19 protein-coding genes are annotated in these 23,037 nt (G+C 42.8%); 10 read left to right on the top strand and 9 right to left on the bottom strand.

What is annotated here, in order from left to right; genetic code table 11:
- Positions 1-106: 106 nt before the first annotated feature.
- Complete coding sequence (locus NZ583_00425; GenBank protein MCS7280082.1) at positions 107-1,762, bottom strand: FMN-binding glutamate synthase family protein; 1,656 nt, start codon at positions 1,760-1,762, stop codon at positions 107-109.
- A 216-nt stretch (positions 1,763-1,978) separates the two neighbouring features.
- Here NZ583_00425 and NZ583_00420 point away from each other — a divergent pair, with 216 nt between their 5' ends.
- The 4 genes from NZ583_00420 to NZ583_00405 all read left to right on the top strand — a co-directional run bounded on the left by NZ583_00420 (position 1,979) and on the right by NZ583_00405 (position 5,307).
- Positions 1,979-3,019, top strand: a complete 1,041-nt coding sequence (locus tag NZ583_00420) for an NrpR regulatory domain-containing protein (GenBank protein MCS7280081.1) — start codon at positions 1,979-1,981, stop codon at positions 3,017-3,019.
- A gap of 75 nt (positions 3,020-3,094) precedes the next feature.
- A complete protein-coding gene (locus NZ583_00415) occupies positions 3,095-3,352 on the top strand; it encodes an EF-Tu/IF-2/RF-3 family GTPase (protein MCS7280080.1) in 258 nt (85 codons plus the stop codon).
- A gap of 10 nt (positions 3,353-3,362) precedes the next feature.
- Positions 3,363-3,947: a hypothetical protein gene (locus tag NZ583_00410; protein ID MCS7280079.1), complete on the top strand. Its 585-nt coding sequence runs from the start codon at positions 3,363-3,365 to the stop codon at positions 3,945-3,947.
- On the top strand, positions 3,934-5,307 hold the full coding sequence (locus NZ583_00405) for an HD domain-containing protein (GenBank protein MCS7280078.1): 1,374 nt from the start codon (positions 3,934-3,936) through the stop codon (positions 5,305-5,307). The genes NZ583_00410 and NZ583_00405 overlap by 14 nt, the downstream gene beginning before the upstream one ends.
- Here the strand turns inward: NZ583_00405 and NZ583_00400 are convergent.
- Positions 5,294-6,475, bottom strand: coding sequence for an acyl-CoA dehydrogenase family protein (locus NZ583_00400; GenBank protein ID MCS7280077.1), 1,182 nt, complete (start codon positions 6,473-6,475; stop codon positions 5,294-5,296). The genes NZ583_00405 and NZ583_00400 overlap by 14 nt on opposite strands.
- Positions 6,476-6,554: 79 nt before the next feature.
- Between NZ583_00400 and NZ583_00395 the strand changes: the two genes are divergently transcribed.
- Complete coding sequence (locus tag NZ583_00395; protein MCS7280076.1) at positions 6,555-7,661, top strand: DUF362 domain-containing protein; 1,107 nt, start codon at positions 6,555-6,557, stop codon at positions 7,659-7,661.
- Here NZ583_00395 and truA read toward each other — a convergent pair.
- A complete protein-coding gene (gene truA, locus NZ583_00390) occupies positions 7,640-8,419 on the bottom strand; it encodes a tRNA pseudouridine(38-40) synthase TruA (protein MCS7280075.1) in 780 nt (259 codons plus the stop codon). The genes NZ583_00395 and truA overlap by 22 nt on opposite strands.
- Complete coding sequence (locus NZ583_00385) at positions 8,416-8,622, bottom strand: hypothetical protein (protein ID MCS7280074.1); 207 nt, start codon at positions 8,620-8,622, stop codon at positions 8,416-8,418. Before NZ583_00385 ends, truA begins: the two co-directional genes overlap by 4 nt.
- A gap of 85 nt (positions 8,623-8,707) precedes the next feature.
- Between NZ583_00385 and gyrA the strand changes: the two genes are divergently transcribed.
- The gene (gyrA, locus tag NZ583_00380; protein MCS7280073.1) at positions 8,708-11,131 is read left to right on the top strand and encodes a DNA gyrase subunit A; all 2,424 of its coding nucleotides are present in this window, start codon (positions 8,708-8,710) and stop codon (positions 11,129-11,131) included.
- Positions 11,132-11,144: 13 nt separating this feature from the next.
- The gene (locus NZ583_00375) at positions 11,145-12,146 is read left to right on the top strand and encodes an NAD(P)-dependent glycerol-3-phosphate dehydrogenase (GenBank protein MCS7280072.1); all 1,002 of its coding nucleotides are present in this window, start codon (positions 11,145-11,147) and stop codon (positions 12,144-12,146) included.
- A 7-nt stretch (positions 12,147-12,153) separates the two neighbouring features.
- On the opposite strand, the gene NZ583_00370 is transcribed toward NZ583_00375, so the two are convergent.
- Genes NZ583_00370 through NZ583_00355 form a run of 4 tightly spaced genes read right to left on the bottom strand, consistent with a single transcriptional unit; the run spans position 12,154 to position 16,584 of the window.
- Positions 12,154-12,948, bottom strand: a complete 795-nt coding sequence (locus NZ583_00370; protein MCS7280071.1) for an energy-coupling factor transporter transmembrane protein EcfT — start codon at positions 12,946-12,948, stop codon at positions 12,154-12,156.
- Positions 12,905-14,620, bottom strand: a complete 1,716-nt coding sequence (locus NZ583_00365; protein MCS7280070.1) for an energy-coupling factor transporter ATPase — start codon at positions 14,618-14,620, stop codon at positions 12,905-12,907. The genes NZ583_00370 and NZ583_00365 overlap by 44 nt, the downstream gene beginning before the upstream one ends.
- The gene (locus NZ583_00360; GenBank protein ID MCS7280069.1) at positions 14,620-15,369 is read right to left on the bottom strand and encodes a QueT transporter family protein; all 750 of its coding nucleotides are present in this window, start codon (positions 15,367-15,369) and stop codon (positions 14,620-14,622) included. Before NZ583_00360 ends, NZ583_00365 begins: the two co-directional genes overlap by 1 nt.
- Before the next feature lie 21 nt (positions 15,370-15,390).
- Entirely contained in the window at positions 15,391-16,584 is a 1,194-nt protein-coding gene (locus tag NZ583_00355) for an MFS transporter (GenBank protein ID MCS7280068.1), read from the bottom strand.
- Between the two features lie 75 nt (positions 16,585-16,659).
- Between NZ583_00355 and NZ583_00350 the strand changes: the two genes are divergently transcribed.
- The 3 genes from NZ583_00350 (at position 16,660) to lon (ending at position 21,917) form a co-directional block, all read left to right on the top strand.
- The gene (locus tag NZ583_00350; protein ID MCS7280067.1) at positions 16,660-17,547 is read left to right on the top strand and encodes a DMT family transporter; all 888 of its coding nucleotides are present in this window, start codon (positions 16,660-16,662) and stop codon (positions 17,545-17,547) included.
- Between the two features lie 101 nt (positions 17,548-17,648).
- On the top strand, positions 17,649-19,559 hold the full coding sequence (dnaK, locus tag NZ583_00345) for a molecular chaperone DnaK (GenBank protein MCS7280066.1): 1,911 nt from the start codon (positions 17,649-17,651) through the stop codon (positions 19,557-19,559).
- A 9-nt stretch (positions 19,560-19,568) separates the two neighbouring features.
- Positions 19,569-21,917: an endopeptidase La gene (gene lon, locus NZ583_00340; GenBank protein MCS7280065.1), complete on the top strand. Its 2,349-nt coding sequence runs from the start codon at positions 19,569-19,571 to the stop codon at positions 21,915-21,917.
- A gap of 10 nt (positions 21,918-21,927) precedes the next feature.
- On the opposite strand, the gene NZ583_00335 is transcribed toward lon, so the two are convergent.
- Complete coding sequence (locus NZ583_00335) at positions 21,928-22,983, bottom strand: radical SAM protein (GenBank protein MCS7280064.1); 1,056 nt, start codon at positions 22,981-22,983, stop codon at positions 21,928-21,930.
- Positions 22,984-23,037: the final 54 nt, after the last annotated feature.

Genomic DNA, 23,037 nt, shown 5'->3' with positions numbered 1-23,037 from the left:
GGTAAATCTTTCATAGGTCTATTGGCAATCGGCACTTAGTATAACATTAGAGCACTTTATGTGACAAGAAGAGGGGAAGACTTTTTGTCTTCCCCAAATGAGTTTCTTAGGAAGCCCTAAGCCCGGACACCAGTATCTCTTTTGCCCTCTCGTCCTGAATATCGGTTATAAAGGGTATCTTCGTTTCTCTTTCTGTTTCCCTATTGGCTGAAGCTATGTCCTCTCTCGAGATTTCGGAAAGCGTGAACTTTCTTGCACCTGCCATAAGCTGCTGGAGCCCAGCCGAGAGTTTATCAACGAGCGTCCATACGGCAATAGCTCCAAAAGGAATGTTCTTCATCTCATTTGCTCCAACTTTTTTCTGAACCTCGAAGTAGCCAGCAAAAATTTCTTCTGGCTTTGTGCCTAGCTCTCTGACAGAAGGAGGAAGTTCGTCCCAGTTGCCATTTACTTGACTTTTCCTTTCAGGTCTAAGGACGCCTTCTATGTTTGAACCAACAAAAGCTGGTATCATTAAAGCCCTTCCCATGCAGATTACCTTTACATATGGAGCACCAAGAGCCAAAGCCTTAAATATGTGATCCTCCCGTGCAAAGCCTCCTGCGAATGCCATATCGACCACTTTTTGGCCTTTCTTCGCAAGGATTTCAGCGTACTCGTATGCCTTTGCGTGCAGAAGAATAGAAGGTACACCCCATGTCTCCATCATATTCCACGGACTCATTCCAGTTCCGCCGCCAGATCCATCTATGGTCAAAAGGTCGAGCTTGGCATCCGATGCGAACCTTATGGCCATCGCGAGACCTTCCATTCCGTAAGCGCCGGTTTTAAGTGATATTCTTTTGTAGCCTATGCTTCTTAGATAGCTCACAAATTTCATGAACGCTTCATAAACTTCCTCCACCGTTGAAAGATCGGTATACCCAAGCCTACTATGTCTTGCGAAGCTCTTAATGGCGCCTGACTCGAAAGCCTTTTGGACCTCCGGTTTTGTGGGATCTGGGTCGATCACATATCCCCTCTCTTTCAAGAAAATCGCATATTCTATACTTTCTACCTGGATCTCACCACCTATGCTTTTTGCGCCCTGTCCCCATTTGAGCTCTATTATCACTTTGTCCCCATACTTCTCTATTACATATTCCGCCACTCCGTTTCTTGTGTCTTCCACGTTAAGTTGGACAAAGATTCCTCCATACCCATCAAAGTACCTAAGGTAAGTATCTATTCTTCTTTCTAGCTCTGGGGCCTTCTCAACCCTTCCGTTTCTTATTACAGCCTGCCTATCTACACCAACCACGTTTTCTCCGACAACTATTGGAAATCCGCAAAGAGCCGCGCCTATTGCGAGGGGTTCCCAGTACTTCTGAGCTATAAAAGTTGAACCTAAGGCTCCGGTCATTATCGGTATCCGGCATTTTGTCTTTATGTCGCTTCCAAATTCAGTTTGAATGTCCACATTAGGAAAGATACAATCGTCAGGGGAAGAAGTGAGACCCTTTGGAAGACCTTTTGCACCGTAGTTGTAACCAAGTATTCTCAAAGAGTTATAAGAGACCCCTATGTGGCAGGTATTACTGCTTCCAGCAGTAATCATTCCGAAATCCCTAGGATAGAGCATCTTTCTGCCCTTCAAACTTGAAAGCCAAGTTTCGCATCTTCCTCTGCAGTCTGCTCTGCATAACGTGCATAGTCCAGATTCAGCAGGATTCCCCCTGTTTACGGTACCCAAAACGTCATTCGATTTTGGCCACTCTATCATGTTTACCTCCTATTAGCATTTTTGAAAGTGGTATTGGGCAATAAATTGCCAATTCATAAATTAAACCGTTCGAAAGTTAACACGAAAAGGAACGGAAGTCAAGAAACTTAAAGAAAATCTCGATCAGAGTCGAAATCATTTGCCAAAAAGCGGTTGAAAGGGTAGAATGAAACTTGGCATTTTTGCCAAAATAACTCCGTGCCAGAGGGAGGAGCAATGAAGGAAGAAGCGAAACGGAAAGAACTTCTTATCCTTGAATTTTTGAAAGGCTTAAATAGGCCGGTAAGTAGCAGGAAGATCTCGGAGTCTCTTCTACACGCTGGGTATAGGATGAGTGAGAGAACGGTGAGGTTTTATCTTAAAAAAATGGAGGAAGAAGGGCTCGCAAAACTCGAAAAAAAGAGAGGATACACCATAACCGAGAAGGGGATGGAAGAGATCGAATCTTCAAGGGTTATAGAAAAAGTTGGGTTTCTCTCATCGAAAATCGACCAGATGGCTTACGCGATGGACTTCGATATCAATACACTTAAGGGAAAAGTGGTTGTTAATTTGACTATAGTGGAGCCTGAGAGATTCGAAAAAAAGATTCCTCTCATAGAGAAGGTGTTCGAAAAAGGCTATACAATGGGAGAACTTGTTACCTTTCTACCGCCTGGTGAGAGATTGAATCATATTTTTGTGCCCGAGGGTAAGATAGGAGTTGCCACTGTCTGCTCAATAACGTTAAACGGGGTTTTACTAAAACACGGAATACCTACAGTCTCACGGTTCGGCGGTCTTTTAGAATTGAGAAATGGCAGACCGTACCGATTTGTGGAGATCATTATGTACGACGGTACAAGCGTCGATCCACTAGAGATCTTCGTAAAAAGCGGAATGACAGACTATCTAGGTGCTATCCGTTACGGAAATGGAAAAATAGGTGCGAGTTTTAGGGAGTTCCCAGTGGGGAGCAGAGAAGAGGTACTCCGGATCTCAGAAAAAATGCGCAAGATAGGTTTGGGCGGTCTTTTGGAGATGGGTTTACCGGGACACAGTCTTTTGGAAATTCCTGTCTATGAGGGAAGGGTAGGGGCCATTGTGGTTGGTGGTCTCAATGCGGTATCTATACTTGAAGAGACCGGAATTAAAACGAAATCTAGAGCCCTTGCAGGACTTATCGAGTACAGTCGCCTTTTTAGATACGAAAAGATGAGAGAGATGATAAAGGACTTTAGAAAATGGAGACCTCGTAAGCGAAAGTTAGAATCGTAAAAGTGTTTCAAAAATGCGAAGCCTCGTGCTATTCTCTATAAACTAAGACTATAAAAAAGAAAAGGGGGTTTCAAAATGGAGGAAATAGCAGTGGGAAAGGTTGAAAAGTTCTTCTCAAAGATAGGGGTTGCGGCAATAAGGATAGTAGAGGGAGAGCTGAAGATAGGGGATACGATCAGGATAAAAGGTCACACAACAGACTTCGAGCAGAAGATCGAATCGATGCAGATTGAGCATACTCCAGTAGATAAAGCGGTAAAAGGAGAAAATGTCGGCATAAAAGTAAAAGAGAAGGTGAGAGAGGGTGATACCGTATATCTTTTGAAAGAATAAAGGAGTGGCCATGGAAGAAAAAGAGGTAATTAGAGTTTTTTACGATATGTTTGAGAAGGCATTACCAATTTTGAGAAACATAAAAGAAGGTTTTAGGAAAGAAAGCTCGACCGTTCTTAAAGAGCAGGCTAGGGCGTTCGGGGATACGATAAAATCGAGCCTGCCGTTCTTCGAGGAGATCGTAAAGAAAAAAGAAAAGAACGAAGTAGAAAAGAAGGCAATCGATCTTCTAATTACGGCTCAGCTTATAGCTTCAGGGATTGAGAATTTAACGAAAAAGATGATTTCTAAGGTCGAAGGAGATGTGATCTTCAGCGAAAGGGCAAAAGGCGAAATTGAGGAGCTGGTGGGGGAGGTGGAGGAAGCTTTAAGGGATCTCAAAGACTTTCTCATCACTCGGAACCCGGACCTAAAAAGGATTCTGTCGGAGAAAACCCAAAAGATTATAGAGATGGCCCACGAGTTTGACACGACCCATCAGAGGCGTCTCATTACGGGTATCTGCATGCCAAAGGCGTCGTACCTTTTTTTAGAGATGACCGATTCCATAAGGAAAGTCTCAAGGGAAATGAGAAATTTTGTTGAAAAGATGTAAGTCTCGGAACGGATTAATCCTAAGGCTTAAAAATCTGGCCATAATTGACAGACTCAAATCCAGAACCTTAAAAGGCAAAGTCTACCTCGTTGGAGGAGCTGTGAGAGATTTGGCTTTGGGAAAGATCCCGAACGATTTCGATCTTGTGCTTACGGACGCTGAGGATTTGGAGAAGGTTGAAGAGATCTTTGAAAGAAAAGCCATCGTTCTTGGAAAGAAACCTCTGCACATACATAGGATATGTACTGATTACACAATTGATATCACAATTGCGGACAAAGACATAGAAGACGATTTAAAAAGAAGGGATCTCACGATAAACGCCATGGGTTATGATGTATTCGATGAAATTCTTCTCGATCCTTTGGGAGGATTCGAAGATCTTATCTCAAAAATTATAAGGTTTAGTGATGAAGTCGCATTAATTTCAGATCCCCTACGGATGCTGAAAGGGATACGGCATTATGCGACTTTGAAAGGCTTTTCGATAAATTCTCTCTCGAGGGAGATGATATCAAGAAACAGAAAAATGATAAGACATGTGGCGGGGGAAAGGATAAAATACGAGCTCGATTTAATATTAAGATCGGATATGGCATATGAAGGCCTAAAACTTATGGAAGAGACAGGACTTTTATTCGATATTTTTCCGGAGTTCATCCCATTAAGAGACTTCGATAAACAGTACAACCTTAGACTGAAAGTGCTCAACCACACTCTCTATGGTCTCAAGTTTTTAAAACCTTTGAAAAGGATAACGGGCCTTGACGAGACGGAGATGTTAAATGTTGCCTACGCTCTGCTTTTCCATGATTTAGGAAAGCCGGTAACGTTCAGTCTTGACGAAAAAAAAGGGATTGTCCATTTCTTTGGCCACGAAAAAATCTCACAGGAGATGGCAAGAAAGATTATGGAAAGGCTAAGATTCAGTAATTCAGAGATTAAAACTATCCTAACTTTGGTCAAAAGTCACATGTGGATATTCCTCCTTAGCAAGGAATCACCCACAGATAAGGCTACGCGGAGACTGATTCTGAGGATGGGGGATCTCACGCCTTCTTTGGTCCTTTTAACCCTCTGTGACATGTTTGGGACGACGGAGGGAAGGCGGAACGAAACAACACGAAGGATAATGGCGTACGCAAAACTTATCATGGAGAACTATAGGGAACTCAAAAAAGAACCCCCTCCGAAGCTCGTCGATGGTTATGACCTTTTATCTTTAGGTTACGAAGAGGGACCATACCTTGGAAAGGTTTTAAAGGAAATAAGAGAAAAACAAATTTCAATGGAAATAAAAAGCCGGGATGAAGCTCTCGAATACGCAAAAAAATGCCTCATAAAGCTTAAGTCCGGATAAATTTCCTAAAGATATCTCTTGCTATCACTATTCTTTGGATCTGGTTCGTTCCTTCATAGATCTGGGTTGCTTTTGCGTCCCTCATCATCCTTTCCACAGGATACTCCTTTGTGTAACCGTAACCTCCTAAAATCTGGACAGCATCAGTCGTTACCTTCATGGCCACATCTGCGGAATACATCTTAGCCATAGCAGAAAGTTTATCCACACCTATGGCACTCATCTTGTCCCTTTCATAAACCTTCATATCTAGAAGCTGGGCTGCATCGTAAACGAGAGCCCTTGCGGCCTCAACCTGAGTTGCCATATCAGCTATCATAAATTGTATACCCTGAAAATCAGCGAGCTTTTGACCAAACTGAACTCTCTTCCAAGCGTATTCCGCGGCAAAATCCAAAGCCCCTTGAGCTATTCCTACAGCCTGGGCTCCAACGGCAGGTCTGGATAAATTAAGGGTCGACATCGCTATATCCCAGCCCCCTCCCTCTTTTCCAAGAAGGTTATCTTTAGAAAGCCTCACATTGTCGAATATTATTTCCGTAATGTCGGATCCGTTCATTCCCATCTTTTTTTCACTTTTTCCTATGATGACTCCTGGATAGTCCCTCTCCACAAAGAAAGCTGAAATTCCTTTTGTTCGGAGTTGTGGATTGGAGGTTGCAAATACGGTGTACACTGAGGCTACGGCACCGTTTGTTATCATTGTCTTCTTTCCGTTGAGATAGTAATAGTTTCCCTCCTTTGTAACTCTTGTCCTTATATGGGACGCGTCGGATCCGGCTTCAGCCTCAGTGAGACAAAAGGCGAAAAGATGGGTTTCCTCCGGATGGGATATCTTACTGTAAAGATACTCCTTCTGTTCCTCATTGGCTGCTATCATCACAGGCATGAGCCCCACACAGTGAGCGAGAAGTATCAAAGAGCAAGCACCCGAAACCTTGGCAAGCTCTTCGATAACAAGGCAAAGTGATGTTATGTCTCCGTCTAGACCGCCGAACTTCTCTGGAAGCATAAGATTCAAAAAGCCTTGTTTTTTGTAAACCTCCACAATATCCCATGGGAAAGCACCGGTCTCATCTATTTCTTTAGCCCTTGGAAGGATCTTTTCTTTTGCTACTTTTTCTGCTATTTGGCGTATTATAATGTGTTTTTCCGAAAAATCGATCATACGCACTTTCCTCCTTTGGTGTTGACAAACAGAGAATCATTTAACATAATTTTGCATCAAATTAAACTCAAAGGCCTAAGTGATGTCCAAAGTATTCTTTACTGATCTAAGGACGGAGCCCAAAAGGAGTCTTCTCGATAAGATCGGTAATATGGTGGAGAGACTGAACGTGAAAAAAGCATTTAGGCCTGGAGAACTCATCGGGATAAAAGTGCATTTCGGCGAAAGAGGAAACACAGCCTTTATAAGGCCACTCCTTTTAAGACCTATCATTGAAAAGCTTCTGGAATACAAAGTGAAACCTTTTCTCACTGATACGAATACCCTTTATAAGGGATCGAGAAGCGATGCGGTATCCCACGTTCTTACAGCGATTTACAACGGTTTCGATTACTCGTCGACGGGTTGCCCAATAATCATCGCAGATGGGCTAAAAGGAAGAAGCGGAAAAAAGATAATCATAAATGGTGAGATCCTAAAAGAGGTGAGCATAGCTTACGGAATCTGCGAAGCCGATGGCCTTTTTGTTGTCACCCATTTCAAAGGACACGAACTCACAGGCTTTGGAGGTGCTCTTAAGAATCTGGGTATGGGCTGCGCATCACGGGAAGGTAAACTCGTACAGCATTCGAGTGTGTCTCCCTACGTAGATGTACAGGCGTGCAAAGGATGTAGAGTCTGCGTATCCTACTGTCCAGAAGATGCAATAGAGATAGTTGAGAAAAAAGCGAAGATCGATTCGAAAAAATGCATAGGGTGCGCAGAATGCGTAATCGTTTGCGAAAGTAAGGCGATAAAGATAGATTTTAACGAACCACCGGAAGTGTTCCAGAAAAAGATGGTGGAACACGCCTATGGGGTCTGGTCACAAAAGAAAGGAAAGATTTTCTTTGTGAACTTTGTTTTGCAGGTAAGTCCGGCATGCGATTGTTATCCAAATAGCGATTCTCCCATAGTTAGAGATATTGGTATTTTGGCATCCACTGATCCTGTTGCACTGGATAAAGCCTCATGTGATCTTGTGAATGAAGAGGTCTCCTTTCCAAAAACCGCAATAAAAAAAGCCCATGAGCCAAAGACAGACAAATGGAAGGATCTATACCCAAATGTGGACTGGGAGATTCAGCTCGCTTACGCTGAGAAGCTTGGAATGGGTAATAGGACCTATACTTTGGTCAAGATCTGATTCTTTCCGCAAAGAGAATACCTATCATAAGTTATTTTTTTTAAAAATAGACCCTTTGCAGGTGCCGTGGGTCCTGCCCGATCCCTGTCCTTGGACTCTATTATCCCAATAAAATCATCCTCGGTGATCTTTCGGAGGCCCCCAAGTAAGAGAGTACCGACCATAGTTCTAACCATGTAGCGCATAAAACCGGTTCCCTCGAATAAAAAGTAAATGAATTGTCCTCTTTTTTTTACCTTTGCCCTTAAAATCTCCCTCTCTGTTTTTTTGTAAATTTCGTCTTTCTTTTTAAACGCCGAAAAATCCTTCCTTCCCACAAGATGGACACACAGCCTATCCATAAAAGGAACATCAAGTTCGTAAGGAACGTGCCAGCTGTACCTGAAAAAAAAGGGAGAGATAACTGGCGAGTTGGATATGACGTAAATGTAGGTTTTGCTCTTTGCAGACCTCCTGGCGTTAAAACTAGTCTCCACGTCAACGCAGTTAATAACTCTGATGTCGTGAGGCAAATACGTGTTTACGCCTTTTAAGATATTTTCGGGCGAGATAGAGGTTTGAGTCCTGAAATTCACAACTTGACCTAAAGCGTGTACTCCTGCGTCAGTACGGGCCGCCGCAACAATTGTTACTTTATGGTCCACAACCTTCTCTATGGCTTCTTTAAGCACCATCTCAACAGTTTTCAGACCTGGCTGTATCTGCCAACCGTGGTATTCGGTCCCGTCATAAGCCACAACCATGGCTACGTTTCTCATCTTTTACACGTTGACCTTATCTCTTCGAGTTTTTTGTACAGTTCGTCGATTTCCCGTTTTAGACTCTTATTTTCTGCCTTGAGGTAGGCGTTCTCCTCTTTGAGGATTTTTACCTCCTCTTCCAAACTTTTCACTTCTTTTCCACAGCAGGAATAGAGACTGAAAATGGTAAGGACGAGAAATAGCGCCTTCTTGGGCGTCACGGATATTTATGATTCCACGGAGAATCCTTGTTTGTCAATATGAGAGCCTTTGTGATAGATTTAGTCAAAAACTCAAAGGAGGGCAATTTTGCTTAAAGAAAACGTTGTTGTCGTTCCTATAGAAGAGGAAATGAAAAGATCTTACCTCGATTATGCCATGAGCACGATCATCGGAAGGGCTCTTCCTGACGTAAGAGACGGGCTAAAACCGGTTCATCGAAGGATACTTTACGCCATGTATGAGCTTGGAAATTTCCATGATAAACCTTACAAAAAATCGGCAAGGGTTGTAGGTGATGTGATAGGTAAATACCATCCCCACGGAGACCAGGCCGTCTACGATGCAATAGCGAGGATGGTTCAAGATTTTTCACTTCGGTACCCCCTCATAGATGGGCAGGGGAATTTTGGCTCTATAGACGGCGACGAGCCTGCTGCCATGAGGTACACGGAAATTAGGCTCTCTAGGTTGTCAGAGGAGCTCCTAAAGGACATCGAGAAAGATACTGTCGATTTTAGACCGAACTACGATGAGTCGCTTATGGAACCTGAAGTTCTTCCTTCAAGGATACCGAATCTCCTCATAAACGGTTCTTCAGGTATCGCTGTTGGAATGGCAACTAACATCCCTCCTCATAACTTGAGGGAAGTGGTCGATGCGCTTGTTAAGTTGATCGACAACCCTGATATGACGATCGATGAGATTTTGAAAATAGTACCCGGGCCTGATTTTCCGACGAGGGGAATAATATATGGAAAACGAAACATCCGTGAGGCTTACGAGACGGGAAAAGGTCATATAGTTTTAAGGGCTCGAGCCCATATAGAGCAAAGCAAGAAAGATGGAAGAACTTCGATCGTCATAACCGAGATTCCCTATCAGGAAAATAAGGCGAGACTGATCGAAGATATTGTTGAGCTTGTGAACGCGCGAAAGATTGATGGTATCTCAGGCATTAGGGACGAGTCTAGCAAAGAAGGAATGAGGATCGTAATCGAGCTTAAACGAGGCGAAAATCCAACACCTATTTTAAATAAGCTCTATAAACACACTTCTCTCCAAACTACATTCGGAATAACCTTTCTTACGATAAAGAACAATGAGCCCAAGACTCTAAACTTCAAAGCGCTCATGGAGGAATTCATCCAGTTTAGAAAGGAGATAGTTAAAAGGAGAACTACATTCGAGTTAAACAGAGCCAAAGAGAAGCTACACATACTTGAGGGGTTAAAGGTCGCCCTTTCACACATAGATGAGGTAATTGCGCTAATTAAAAGATCAAAAAGCGTTCAAGAGGCGAAAGAAGGACTAATCAAGGCATACGGACTTTCAGAAAAACAGACACAAACTATCCTTGAGATGCGACTTCAAAGACTTACCTCCCTTGAGCGGGAAAAGATCTTTAAAGACTATACCGAAACGAGTGTAGAGATTCAAAGACTAACATCCATATTAAATGATGAGAGAAAAATACTTAACATAATCAAAGAAGAACTGTTGGAGATAAAGGAAAAATACGGGGACCATAGGATGACGGAAATAGTCGATGAGTTACCAGAGATATCTGCCGAGGACATGATAAAGGAGGAAGAGGTTGTCGTAACAATAACCCAGAAGGGTTACATAAAAAGAACCCCGCTCGACCAGTATAAACACCAGTCTAGGGGAGGGAAGGGCAAAATAGGTATAGCGGTGAGGGAGGAAGACGTAGTAGAGCATATATACATCGCATCGACCCACTCTTACGTACTCTTCTTTACTAATTCAGGAAAAGTTTACGGACTAAAAGTTTACACAATCCCAGAGGCACCACTTAATGCCAAGGGTAAACCGGTGGCGAGCCTTTTAAATATCGGCCAGGGAGAAGAGATAGTTGCCGTAACACCTGTTTCTGAGTCGAATGAAAGAAGATTCCTGTTTTTTGTGACAAAAAAAGGATACGTAAAGAGGTTAAAGGTTTCGGATCTTTCTTTTGCAAGGCTTAAGGGAACTAAAGTTATGAACATTCCCAAAGATGACAGACTTGTAAACGTTATCGAAACTGATGGGAAATCTGACATCTTCATCGCAACGAAAAAAGGGATGTGTATCAGGATAAAGGAGGAAAATATAAGAATCAGCGGAAGAGCTTCATACGGAGTAAAGTGCATAAAACTCAAAGAAGGTGATGAGGTGTGTTCCTGTGACTCGGTAAAGGACGAAAGTTTTATTTTCACAGTCACTGAGAAGGGTTTTGGAAAATGTGTGGAGGCAAAAGAGTATAGGCCACAGGCCAGAGGGGGATACGGTTTAAAAAATGTGAAAGTGACTGACAAAAATGGTTTCGTTATATGTGTGAAAAATGTCACACCTTCTTGCGATGTCATTCTAATTACAGACAAGGGAAGAACTGCCAGGTTCAGAGTTAGAGACGTTCCTGTGACTAAAAGGGGAAGGATTGGGGTCAAGCTTTTAAAAGTGAACGAGGATGAAAAAATTAAGGGGGTTGCAAAGGTTTCAGAAGAATGATAAGGGGAAAAGTATGTCCCAAAAAATATCAGTGATAGGCGCTGGAGCTTGGGGTACAGCATTTTCGATCCATTTAGCGAAACTGAAAAAAGAAGTTTGCCTTTGGATTTACGAAAGAGACCTCTTTGAGATTATTGGGATAAAAAGGGAAAATACGTTTTATCTTCCAGGCTTTATTTTACCTGATGATGTAAAGCTAACATACGAACTCGACTATGCGGCGAACTATTCAGAAAACATCGTTTTTGCCGTTCCCTCATATGCCTTAAGGAAGGTAATGGAAAAAATGGGAAAAGAAGCACTTAAAGATAAAAACATACTTATACTCACAAAGGGCCTCGAGGCAGAGACGTGTAAAAGGATGAGCGAGGTGGCAGAGGAGATTCTTATGGATTCAGGCGAAAGAATTGCTGTCCTTTCCGGTCCTTCCTTTGCGAGAGAAGTGGCATCCGGGGTTTTTACATCGGTAGTCATTGCGTCCCAAAATAAGGATTGCGCAAAATACTTTCAGAGACTGGCGCATGGGCTTAATTTGAGGGTATACACAAGTGATGATGTAGTTGGTGTTGAGCTTGGCGGTGCCCTCAAAAACGTTATGGCGATAGGAGCAGGAATAATACAGGGCCTCTCTTTAGGGACTAACACTCTTTCCGCTTACATAACGAGAGCCCTTGCAGAAATGAAAAGGTTTGGAAAAGCTTTTGGAGCGAAAGAGAGTACCTTTATGGGGCTCTCAGGGGTAGGGGACCTCATTCTTACATCTTTTGGACCTTTAAGTAGAAACAGATACTTTGGGATGGAAATAGCGAAAGGTAAAAGTCCAAAAGAAGTTCTCGAATCTCAAAAAGGAGTGATAGAAGGATACTACACCCTTTTTGCTGTGTACAATCTATCCCAGAGGATGAAGATAGAGATGCCTATAACCTCCGAACTTTATCAGATTGTATACGAGGGAAAGAGCATTGAGGACTCGATAAAGCACATTAAGGAAAGAGAAATGAAAGAGGAAGAGTAGGGCCTACTCATATCCTTCCTTTTATTAAAATTCCGAGATTTAGAAAAAAACGAGCATAGAGGCACAAAAGAAAAAGTGTAGAAATAGAAAGGATTGTTAAATAATCCCACTTTCCCATCTTAAGCACAAGATAAAAAGTCCTTCTAGATGAGGGGCTAAAACCGCGCGATTCGAGAGCGCACCCTAACATGTTTGTTGCGCGGATGGCAGTAACGAACATGGGAATAGCCAGAACCAAAAGCCTTTTAAGTCTAGTTATTGGGTTTTTCGTTTGAAGGTCTAGCCCTCTCGATATCTGAGCCTCAAGAATAGTAAATGCACTATCTACAAATGTGGGAACAAGCCTAAGGGCGGTCGATATCGCGAAAGAAAAAGGATAGGGGAGCCCAAGCGCTAAAAGACCGTACGATGTCTCCTCATTTTTAGTGGTTGAGACGTAGATAAGCCCAATTATCACGAACGAGACAAGTCTCAAACCAACAGTAAAAGCATACAAAATCGACTCCAAGTGTATCGGACGGGAAAAAAGGTGAAAAACTATTCTTTCACCTTCAACAAAAAAAGGCCAAAGAAGTAAACTGAAGGAAAATAGAACTAGGATCACGTACCTGAGTTTATAAATGGCATAGAAAGATTTGGCAATGTAAGCAAAGACGAGTAAGAGTAGAAAGAGCCATAAAAGGTAGAGAGGGTGATTGAATGTAAGAGCGCACAAAAAAAGAAAAATGGAAGATATTATCTTCGTTCTTGGGTCGAGCCTATGGATTGGAGTATCTTTCTCCTGGTAAAGAGAAACTCTCATCTTTCAGTTCCTCAATCATTTTTTTTGGTTCCAAGGATTCTGTCCCCAGTCTATTTGCGATCCTTGTGAGAATGGACGGATAGACTCCCGCCTCCTTTAACTTATCTTCGTCAAAGAATACTTTCCTTGTTACATCGTCCTTTATTATCTCTCCGTCCTTCATAACAATACAACGATCTGCGTAGTTTTCAACTACCCAGACTGAGTGAGTGATAATAACTATGGTGTGGCCTTTCTTTCTGAGCTCTTTCAACATCTCCATCATCCTTAACTGATGTTCGTAATCTAGGCCCGTTGTAGGTTCGTCAAGAATTAAAACTTGTGGTTTTGTGGCAAGAACCGAGGCGCAAGCTACCCTCTGCCTCTCCCCCTTGGAAAGTAAAAACGGTGACCGATCTTCGTACCCCTCAAGTCCTGTTGCCCACAAAGCCTCCTCCACATTTCTTTTTATTTCCTTTTTTTCAAAACCGAGCATCAAAAGTCCAAAACTCACCTCATCAAATACAGTTCTGCAAGAGATCTGATGGTCGGGATTCTGAAAGACGTATCCCACTTGTCGGGCAAGTTCTTTACGATTAAGTTTAACCGTGTCCTTTTTGTTTACAAGAACCTGACCCTTGGACGGTATTAGGAGACCGTTTGCATGTTTTGCAAGGGTTGTCTTTCCAGAACCGTTAGACCCTACAATTGCCACGAATTCTCCTTCTTTTATAGTGAGATTGATGTTTCGTAAAGCCATAATTTGGGAATCTAAGTAAAAATACGAGACATCCCTAAATTCGATTATTCCTTCTTTGGGCTCATCAGATTTTATTGATGAGAGGTTAAAGGTTTTTCTTCTTGTTAGATACCCTTCTTTTTCCAAAATCCTCATGGAATCTTCAAACGTAAAAGGGATGTCCTTTAATCCCATTTCAGTAAAGAAATAAAAATGCTTAGGGACCATGATGCCACAGGCTTCAAGTAGCTCAATTCTCTTTAAGATCTCCTTAGGATTTCCCCTCGCAAAAATTTCGGCATCCTTTAAGATCCAGATCTCATCTGAGTCGAAAGAATTTTCCGGATCGTTATCCACCATGATGACTATGCCACTTTGTCTCTTTAATTTTTCCCTAATTTCCAATATTCTTCTTCTTCCCTCGGGGTCAAGATCCGTAAGCGGTTCGTCAAGTACTAGCACAGGCTGTTCCATAGATAGAACCGATGCTATCGCGAGCCTCTGTTTTTGCCCTCCGGATAGAGTCGAAATGTCCCTTTTTTTTAGATCTATTAGATCCACAAATTTCAGATACTTATCGATTCTCTTTTCAATTTCTTCCCTTGGTAAGCCGAGATTTTCTAATCCAAAGGCCACCTCGAGCTCAGCATTTGAGGAAAAAAGCTGAGTTTCGAAATCTTGAAAGACTAGTCCGACCTTTCGAGCCATTTCATAGACCTTGGATTTTTTTACCTCCTCCCCCGAGACCCGTACTTTTCCGTGATAATCGCCCTTGAAAAAATGAGGAACAAGCCCGTTTAAAGAATAACAGAGTGTAGATTTCCCGGCCCCTGTCCTACCCATTACTGTAAGGAAGGTACCATTGTCGATAATCCCGCTTATGTTTTTTAGAGCAAAATCGTAAGAGTTCGCGTACCTGAAGGAGAGCTCTTCGAATGCGATCGTGGGATCCATCAAAGGATGAAAGTCCCGACGATTATTAAGGCCGAGGCAATAGCTCCCGCATGTAAGTAAGATAAAGGAAGAATGTGAGGTCCGAAAATTCCTAAAATTGATGCAAAAAGAAGGATGTAGCAACCAACCGTTTTAAGAGGACTTCTTTTGTTTTTTTCCTCCAGCATCATGACGTCTATCCAGATAAGTCCTAACTGCTTTTTTACAGTTTCGTACACGGCGATCAATAAAAATACACTGATTATTCCGCCTATGGTGTCGTTTATCGTTATTATCTTTGAAAGGACAGGATAAGGAACGAGTCCCAAAAAATCGAGAAACGTGCTTATTACTATAGCACAGCACGCGGATGAGACAAAGTTAATTACCATGAAGTTTACCCAGTGCCTCGGTTTTTTTCTATCCCAAACGTAAAAAGGAGGGCTTAACGGAAAGAAGTTAGTCCACATAACGTAAGGTATGTACCCTAAAAGGAAATTCCCAAAAAACCCAGCTATGGATCCAGGTCCTAAAGTGCCACCGAATATATCTCCTATTAAGTTTCCTATGGCCAAACCCCAGGCAGCGGCCGGTCCGAACATTATCCCAAAAGCCATGGGGAAGACGTTAGCCACTCTAACCTCAGTGATTCCGGGAATTAAGGGGATTGCGGTCTTAAAAGCCAATAAGGTTGCAGCGTAAATCGCGGCACATGTGGCCGAAAGTACAATCATTCGCGTATTTCCCCACATTAAAATCGCGTACCTCAATTTTCCTCCCGATCCTTAATTTTATTGGGTTTTTTTGTCCATAGCAAGAGAGATAAAAAGGATTGAGAAAAGTTGAATCCCGCAAGAAAATATGACAACCCAAGAAATTGAGATTTCGTAGACTATACCCAATAAGGAACTTCCAAGAAACCAAGATAAACCGAATGCTCCGTTAAAGATTCCGAACACCCTTCCCTTTGAGTTAGGCGGAGCAAGGTTTGCCACATGGGCCCTGGCTATTGATTCATGGACTGCCATTCCAATACCCCAAAAAAACATCCCAGCTATAACTGAAGATAATTCTCCAGTAAACACGAAGACGGGAGAAAGACTAGAAAAGAATAACGGTGGAAAAATTACTTTAAGCCCGAGCCGATCGTAAAGTTTTCCAAAAAAAGGGGCTGAGACTCCATCTATTGCCATTGCGAAGGCATAAAGAACCGGAATGTAGCTATCGGGGAAACCAGATTTCCTTAAGTGAAAAGAGATGAGGCTAAAGTCACAAAAGCCTGCTCCAAAAAGGCACATACCGGATACGTAGAGAAGAAATTCTCTCTTAGGCCTAAAACTTAGATGTAATTTAGTGTCTTCTTTTGCGATCCGTCCATCAGTAGAAGAGCGCCTAGCCAAGAAAAGAAAAGTAATGGCCAAAAGAGCCGGAAAAAAAAGAAATAGTAACCCTTTTTGGTAACTTCCAAAAAAATACACCAAAAAAGCCATAATTAAAGGTCCAGAAAAGGCTCCTATCTGATCTAATGCTTCGTGGAGACCAAAGCCGAAACCTCTCTTTTCCGGTTTCAAAGATTGCGCTATTATTGCGTCTCTTGCCGGGGTCCTGAGCGCTTTTCCGAAGCGTTCCATCAGGATGAGAAAAGATACAGACTCCCATTTTTGCATAAAACCGACTAAGGGAACGGAAAAGAGATTTATAAAATAGCCAACAAAAACGAATGCCCAATGTTTGCCGGTTCTATCGGCTAAGTAGCCAGAGAGAAATCGAAAGGCAAAACCAATAAGTTCGCCGAGACCTGATATGAAACCGACTGTAGCCGCGCTTGCACCGAGAAGAAAAAGGTAAGGCCCGAAAACACTTCTTCCGCCTTCGTATGTGATGTCGGAAAATAGACTCACAAGTCCGAGGAAAAGTATGATCTTTAGGCTATTTTCCATCTTTTCGGAATCGTTCGATAAAATATCACATCTTTGAAAGACCATCTATTGCGGAAAAATGGATCCCTAAAGATGGAAAACTGGTTGACAGCTTTGAAGCTTCGTTATATAGGTTAGGAGATGGGTTCGAAAAAAGATCAGATAGATGTTAAAGGTTTCTTTATCATGCTCATTTTAACTTTACTTTGGGGTCTAAATTACAGTGCGATTAAAATTTCTAACACAGGTTTTTCTCCCATATTCAATTCGTTTCTTAGATCCTCCATCGCCTCTATTTTTGGGATCGGTTACTGTCTCAAGATACGGCAGCCTCTATTCCACAAAGACAGAAGACTTTTGCACGGGTTTGTGGTTGGGTGCCTTTTTGGACTTGAGTTTGTCTTTATTTATCTCGGTCTTTTATACACTGACTCCACAAGGGCTGGAATCCTTATTAACTTTTCACCCATAATTGTTGCTTTAGGGGCGTATATCTTTCTAAAAGAAAGGCTTACTCTTCTAAAGATTTTAGGGCTTATCCTTTCGTTTTTCGGAGTCTTCTGTGTTTTTCAGGGAAAGCCATCTTATTCAGGAAGGTCGATGTTAATAGGTGACATCTTAGAGTTACTTGCAGCCTTTTTTTGGGGTGCAACGACACTCTACATAAAAAAGTATCTCGCCGAGAAGGTCCATCCGATAAACACCTTTCTTTACCAACTCGTACTTTCGGTGCCGATTCTATTTGGATTCAGCCTCGTATTTGAGGAGCGATGGGTAAAAGAGATAAGTCTACTTCCCTGTCTTGCGCTGATCTACTCGTCCGTTATTGTGGCATTTTTGTCGTATCTTAGCTGGTTCAGGCTGATCCACACCTATCCAGTTTCTGAACTTGCAGTTTTTACCTTTCTCTCTCCGGTATTCGGTGTTTTTTTTGGCTCTGTGATTCTTGGAGAAGAACTTACAAAGGGCCTAATTGCTGGGCTTGTTCTTGTAAGTGCCGGGATATATCTTACAAACTGCGGTAAATAGCAAATACCAAAAACCCCTTCTATTGACAAGAATTTTGAGCGGAATTATATTAACTCAAGAGTTTCCACAAGTTAGAAAGCAATTTAAAAGGAGGATAGATTATGCCACGGAAAGTTATTGGTATTGACCTTGGTACCACAAACTCTGTAGTTGCTATTATGGAAGGGGGAGAACCCAAAGTAATCATAAACGAAGAAGGTAGTAGGTTAACTCCAAGTGTTGTGGCTTTCACGAAAGATGGAGAAATACTTGTCGGACAAGCCGCAAAAAGGCAGGCGATAACTAACCCTGAAAATACGATCTTTTCCATAAAACGCTTCATGGGTAGAAGGTACAACGAGGTCCAGGAAGAGATAAAGATGGTACCGTACAAAGTTGTAAGTGATGCGAATGGTAACGTCAGAGTTGAGGTAAGGGGTAAACAGTACACTCCACAGGAGATTTCAGCCTTTATTCTACAAAAACTCAAAAGAGCTGCCGAGGCATATCTCGGCCATCCTGTCGAAGACGCTGTCATTACGGTTCCTGCCTATTTCAATGACTCTCAGAGACAGGCCACAAAGGATGCCGGAAGAATTGCAGGACTTAATGTTTTAAGGATAATAAACGAGCCTACTGCTTCAGCTCTTGCTTACGGGCTCGATAAGAAGAAAGATCAGATAATTGCAGTATACGACTTCGGTGGCGGAACCTTCGATATTTCGATCCTTGAAGTTGGAGATAACGTGGTGGAAGTGAAGGCCACAAACGGAGACACACATCTTGGTGGAGACGATATAGACCAGAGAATCATAAACTGGATTATCTCCGAGTTCAAAAAGGAACACGGTATAGATCTTTCAAAAGATAGAATGGCCCTTCAGAGGTTAAAGGAAGCTGCTGAAAGGGCAAAATGTGAGCTTTCTACAACGTTAGAGACGGAGATAAACCTTCCTTTTATTACTGCGGATAGTTCTGGCCCCAAGCATCTAAACATGAAGCTAAGAAGGGCGGAGCTTGAAAGGCTCGCCGATGACATAATCCAAAGAACGCTTGAACCCTGTAAGCGGGCTTTAGAGGACGCAAAGCTGACTCCTGACAAAATAGATGAAGTTATTTTGGTTGGCGGATCTACGAGGATCCCGAAAGTACAAGAACTCGTGAGGAATTTCTTTGGAAAAGAACCCCACAAAGGAGTAAACCCTGATGAAGTTGTCGCGCTCGGTGCAGCAGTTCAAGGTGGTGTCCTCGCCGGAGAGGTAAAAGATGTTCTTCTGCTCGATGTTACTCCTCTCTCTTTAGGAATAGAAACTCTAGGTGGCGTAATGACGAAGATCATCGAGAGAAATACGACTATTCCGACGAGGAAGAGTCAGATATTCACAACAGCCGAGGATAACCAGACGAGTGTGGAGATACACGTCTTGCAGGGAGAGAGGGAAATGGCGAAAGACAATAGGACTCTTGCCAGGTTCCATCTCGTGGGAATACCGCCGGCTCCGAGGGGAGTTCCTCAGATAGAAGTTACGTTTGACATAGATGCCAACGGTATTCTTCACGTCACGGCAAAGGATTTGGCGACAGGTAAACAACAGAACATAAAGATAACCGCTTCCACCGGTCTTACCGAAGAGGAGATCCAAAGGATGATAAAGGAAGCGGAGATGTACGCCGAGGAGGACAGAAGGAAGAGGCAAGAGGTCGAAACTAGAAATCAGCTCGACAATCTGATTTATACTACCGAGAAGACTCTAAATGAAAATAGGGACAAACTCTCTACGGAAGATATCCGGAGCATAGAGGATACTCTGTCTACTGCCAAAGATGCTTTGAAGAGTGGTGACATAAGTAGGGTAAGGAGATCTCTAGATGAACTTACAAAGGCTTCTCATAGATTAGCGGAGGCTCTTTACAGGAGGGCACAGGAAACAGCTGGATATGCTGGACAGAGACAGGAAAGCAGAGGATCCCATGGAGGGTCGAAGGGTGATGGAGAGGTTTTCGATGCAGAGTTTGAGGATGTGAAAAAATAAGGAGGCTAAATGGTTATCGGATTTCGGAGTGATAAAAGCTTAAAAGATAAACTTATAATCCCAAGTGAAGTCCCAATTCTCCCTCTCCGGGGGACCGTGGCTTATCCGGACCTAGTCATGCCTTTAGTCGTCGGGAGGGAGAAATCAATCCTCCTCATTGAAGATGCGATGGCAAAAGACAGGATAATTGGGATCCTTACCCAGAAGAATCCTGACATTGAAGATCCCGGTGCGGAAGATCTCTACACGGTAGGATGCGTCGCTACTGTTATGAAGATGGTCAAAATGGTGGATGGAAGCCAGAGGATAGTGATTCAGGGGATCTGCAGGTTCAAACTGATAGAGTTCACTGCCAGAGAGCCCTATATAAAAGCGAGAATCCTTCCTATCTTCGAAGAGTATCAAAAAGACATAGAGATTGACGCGATGTATATAAACTTGAAAAGCCTTTACAAAAAGGCTGTCGAAATGGCTCCTTACCTTTCAAGTGAACTGGCACAGATAGCCCAAAAAATAGAATCTCCCGGGAATCTTGCAGATCTTATCGCATCGACCATAAATATAAGTGTTGCTGAAAAACAGGACATTCTCGAACGGATAGATCTTAAGGACCGTTTGAAGATGGTCACGATTCTTCTTAACAGGGAGCTGGAAACCCTTGAACTTAGTAGTAGGATTCAGTCGAATGTAAAAGAGGGGATAGATAAGACACAGAGGGAGTATTTCCTAAGGGAACAGCTAAAAGCCATTCAGAAAGAACTTGGTGAAACTGATGATAAGTTTGCGGAGATAGAAGAGCTGAGAAAGAAAATAGCTGAAGCCAAAATGCCTCCTGAGGTTCAAAAAGTAGCAGAAAAGGAGTTGGAAAGACTATCGAGAATGAGTACTATGTCCGCTGAGTACACTGTCTCAAGGACTTATCTTGACTGGCTCGTTGAACTTCCGTGGTCCAAGCAGACCGAGGATAATCTTGATATAGCGGAGGCGAGAAAAATCCTCAACGAGGATCACTATAACTTAGACAAGGTAAAAAATAGGATTCTTGAATATCTTGCCGTAAGAAAGCTTAAGGCAGATATGAAAGGACCCATTTTGTGCTTTGTTGGGCCACCCGGTGTTGGAAAGACATCCCTCGGAAGATCCATTGCGAGGGCACTAGGGAGGAAATTCGTAAGAATATCTTTGGGCGGAATACGAGATGAGGCAGAGATCAGAGGTCATAGAAGGACGTATGTTGGTGCCCTTCCTGGGAGAATAATCCAGGGAATAAAGAAGGCAGGGTCTAATAACCCTGTGTTTATGCTCGATGAGGTTGACAAAATAGGAATGGACTTTAGAGGAGATCCATCCAGTGCCCTTCTTGAAGTTTTGGACCCCGAGCAGAACTTCTCATTTAGTGACCATTATCTTGAAGTACCGTTTGACCTTTCAAAGGTGATGTTCATCGCAACGGCAAATATGCTTGACCCTATTCCTCCGGCCTTGAGAGATAGGATGGAGATCCTTGAGCTTCCAGGATACACGGATGAGGAAAAACTCATGATTGCCCGTGAGTTCCTCATTCCTAAACAGATAGCCGAGCACGGGCTTACATCGGATTACATCGATTTCGAAGACGACGCTATAAGGGCGATAATAAGATCCTACACGAGGGAGGCTGGTGTAAGAAATCTTGAAAGGGAAATAGCCACAATTTGCAGAGCTGTTGCAAAAGACGTGGCTGAAGGGAAGACAGAAAAAAGGATAATTACGGAGGAAAATATCCATCAGTTTTTAGGTCCCATAAAATACTTCTCAGAAGTGGCCGAAAGAACAAAGTATTCAGGAGTTGCGACAGGGCTTGCCTGGACGCCAACAGGTGGGGACATAATCTTTGTGGAAGCAACAAAGATGAGGGGGAAAGGTAATCTCTGCCTTACGGGTCATTTAGGTGATGTTATGAAAGAGTCTGCCCAGGCTGCCTTGAGCTACGTGAGGAGCAAATCCCAAGAATTCAATATCCCTGAAGATTTCTTCGAAAAGCATGACATCCACATACATGTTCCGCAGGGAGCTATCCCTAAAGATGGTCCGTCAGCGGGAATCACTATGCTTGTGGCATTGGTCTCGCTTCTTTCCGACAGACCAGTAAGGAATGATGTGGCTATGACTGGAGAGATAACTTTGAGAGGGCTCGTTCTTCCGGTTGGCGGAATAAAGCAGAAGGTCCTTGCAGCGAAAAGAGCAGGAATTAAGACTGTGATTTTACCCAAACTAAATGAGAAGGACTTGGAAGAGGTTCCGGAAAACGTGAAAGAGAATATGGAGTTCGTATTCATCGAGAAGATGGATGAGGCGATACAGGTATCCCTTACGTAACGGGTCTATTTCAGTTCCACGATGCTTTCTGAGGTTGCGGAAGCTGATGGCTCATCAGGTACCTTATGTACTCGTCGAATCCCTCACTCCATGAGCTTTCGATCCTTTCAATCTCTTTTGAGAGTTTCGATACTAGTTCCTCATTTTCCAAAACATCGAGTGGATAGTTGAAAAGGAAAGCTCTCCTTATGAGGGAGTAGACCTTTTTTTTAGTATCGTCTAAAGAGAGGTACCTATCTATAAGGTCAAGCATTTCTCTTTTCTTTTCGCCCAAATAACCATCCAGTTCCATAAGTAGATTGAGGCTAAAGTCCCCCGAAGAAAAGTAACTTCTCATCTCTTTTAAATTCTCCAAAAGAAGTTTTATCTCCCTCACTATCTCTTCGTCGTTTAAAGGGATAAAAGTCCCTTCTTTGGCCATCCTTGCAAGAGGAGAGAGAGGGTGGATTGCAAAAGTTCTAACCCTTATAAAATGGGGCTCAATGATATTTAGGACTTCCGCAGTCTCTTTTGCATGTGTCTCACTTAAAAGTTTACCTCCAAGCCCAGGCATTATGTACTCTGAAAGTTCCATCCCAGCATCTTTGGCCTTTAGGCCACCCTCTATTATGTCTTCTTTGGTGATGCCCTTTTTTACAAGCCTAAGTACTTCCTCTGAACCACTCTCCATCCCCACATGTATCCGGTTTAGTCCTGCCGCCCTTAGCATTCTAAGCTCCTCTAAGCTCTTTTTTCTGAGCGTGGTTGCCCGGGCGTACGAAGTTATCCTTCGTACGGTAGGGAATCTTTTCTTTATATGGGAGAGTATTTCGATTAAATCTTCAGTCTTTATGATGAGGCTATCTGCATCTTGAAGAAAGACTGTCAGTACGGCCCGAGAGAACTGTTCATACTCTTCTGCCATTTCATCTATATCCCTTTTCACTTCCTCAACAGTCCTTCTCGAAAACTTGGTACCCTTGTATGCGGGACAAAAAATACATTGATTCCAAGGACAGTTCCTTGTGACTCTCACAAGGAGACTCGTTGCTTCACTTGGTGGCCTTATAGGTCCTTGCTCGTACATAATCCCTCCATGATTCCTAATTTGAATATAGCCATTTACTTTGGGATTTCAAGT

This window comes from Thermodesulfobacteriota bacterium (assembly GCA_025062045.1).
Lineage (GTDB): Bacteria > Desulfobacterota > Syntrophorhabdia > Syntrophorhabdales > JANXAF01 > JANXAF01.
This window is presented reverse-complemented; position numbering and strand designations above follow the sequence as displayed.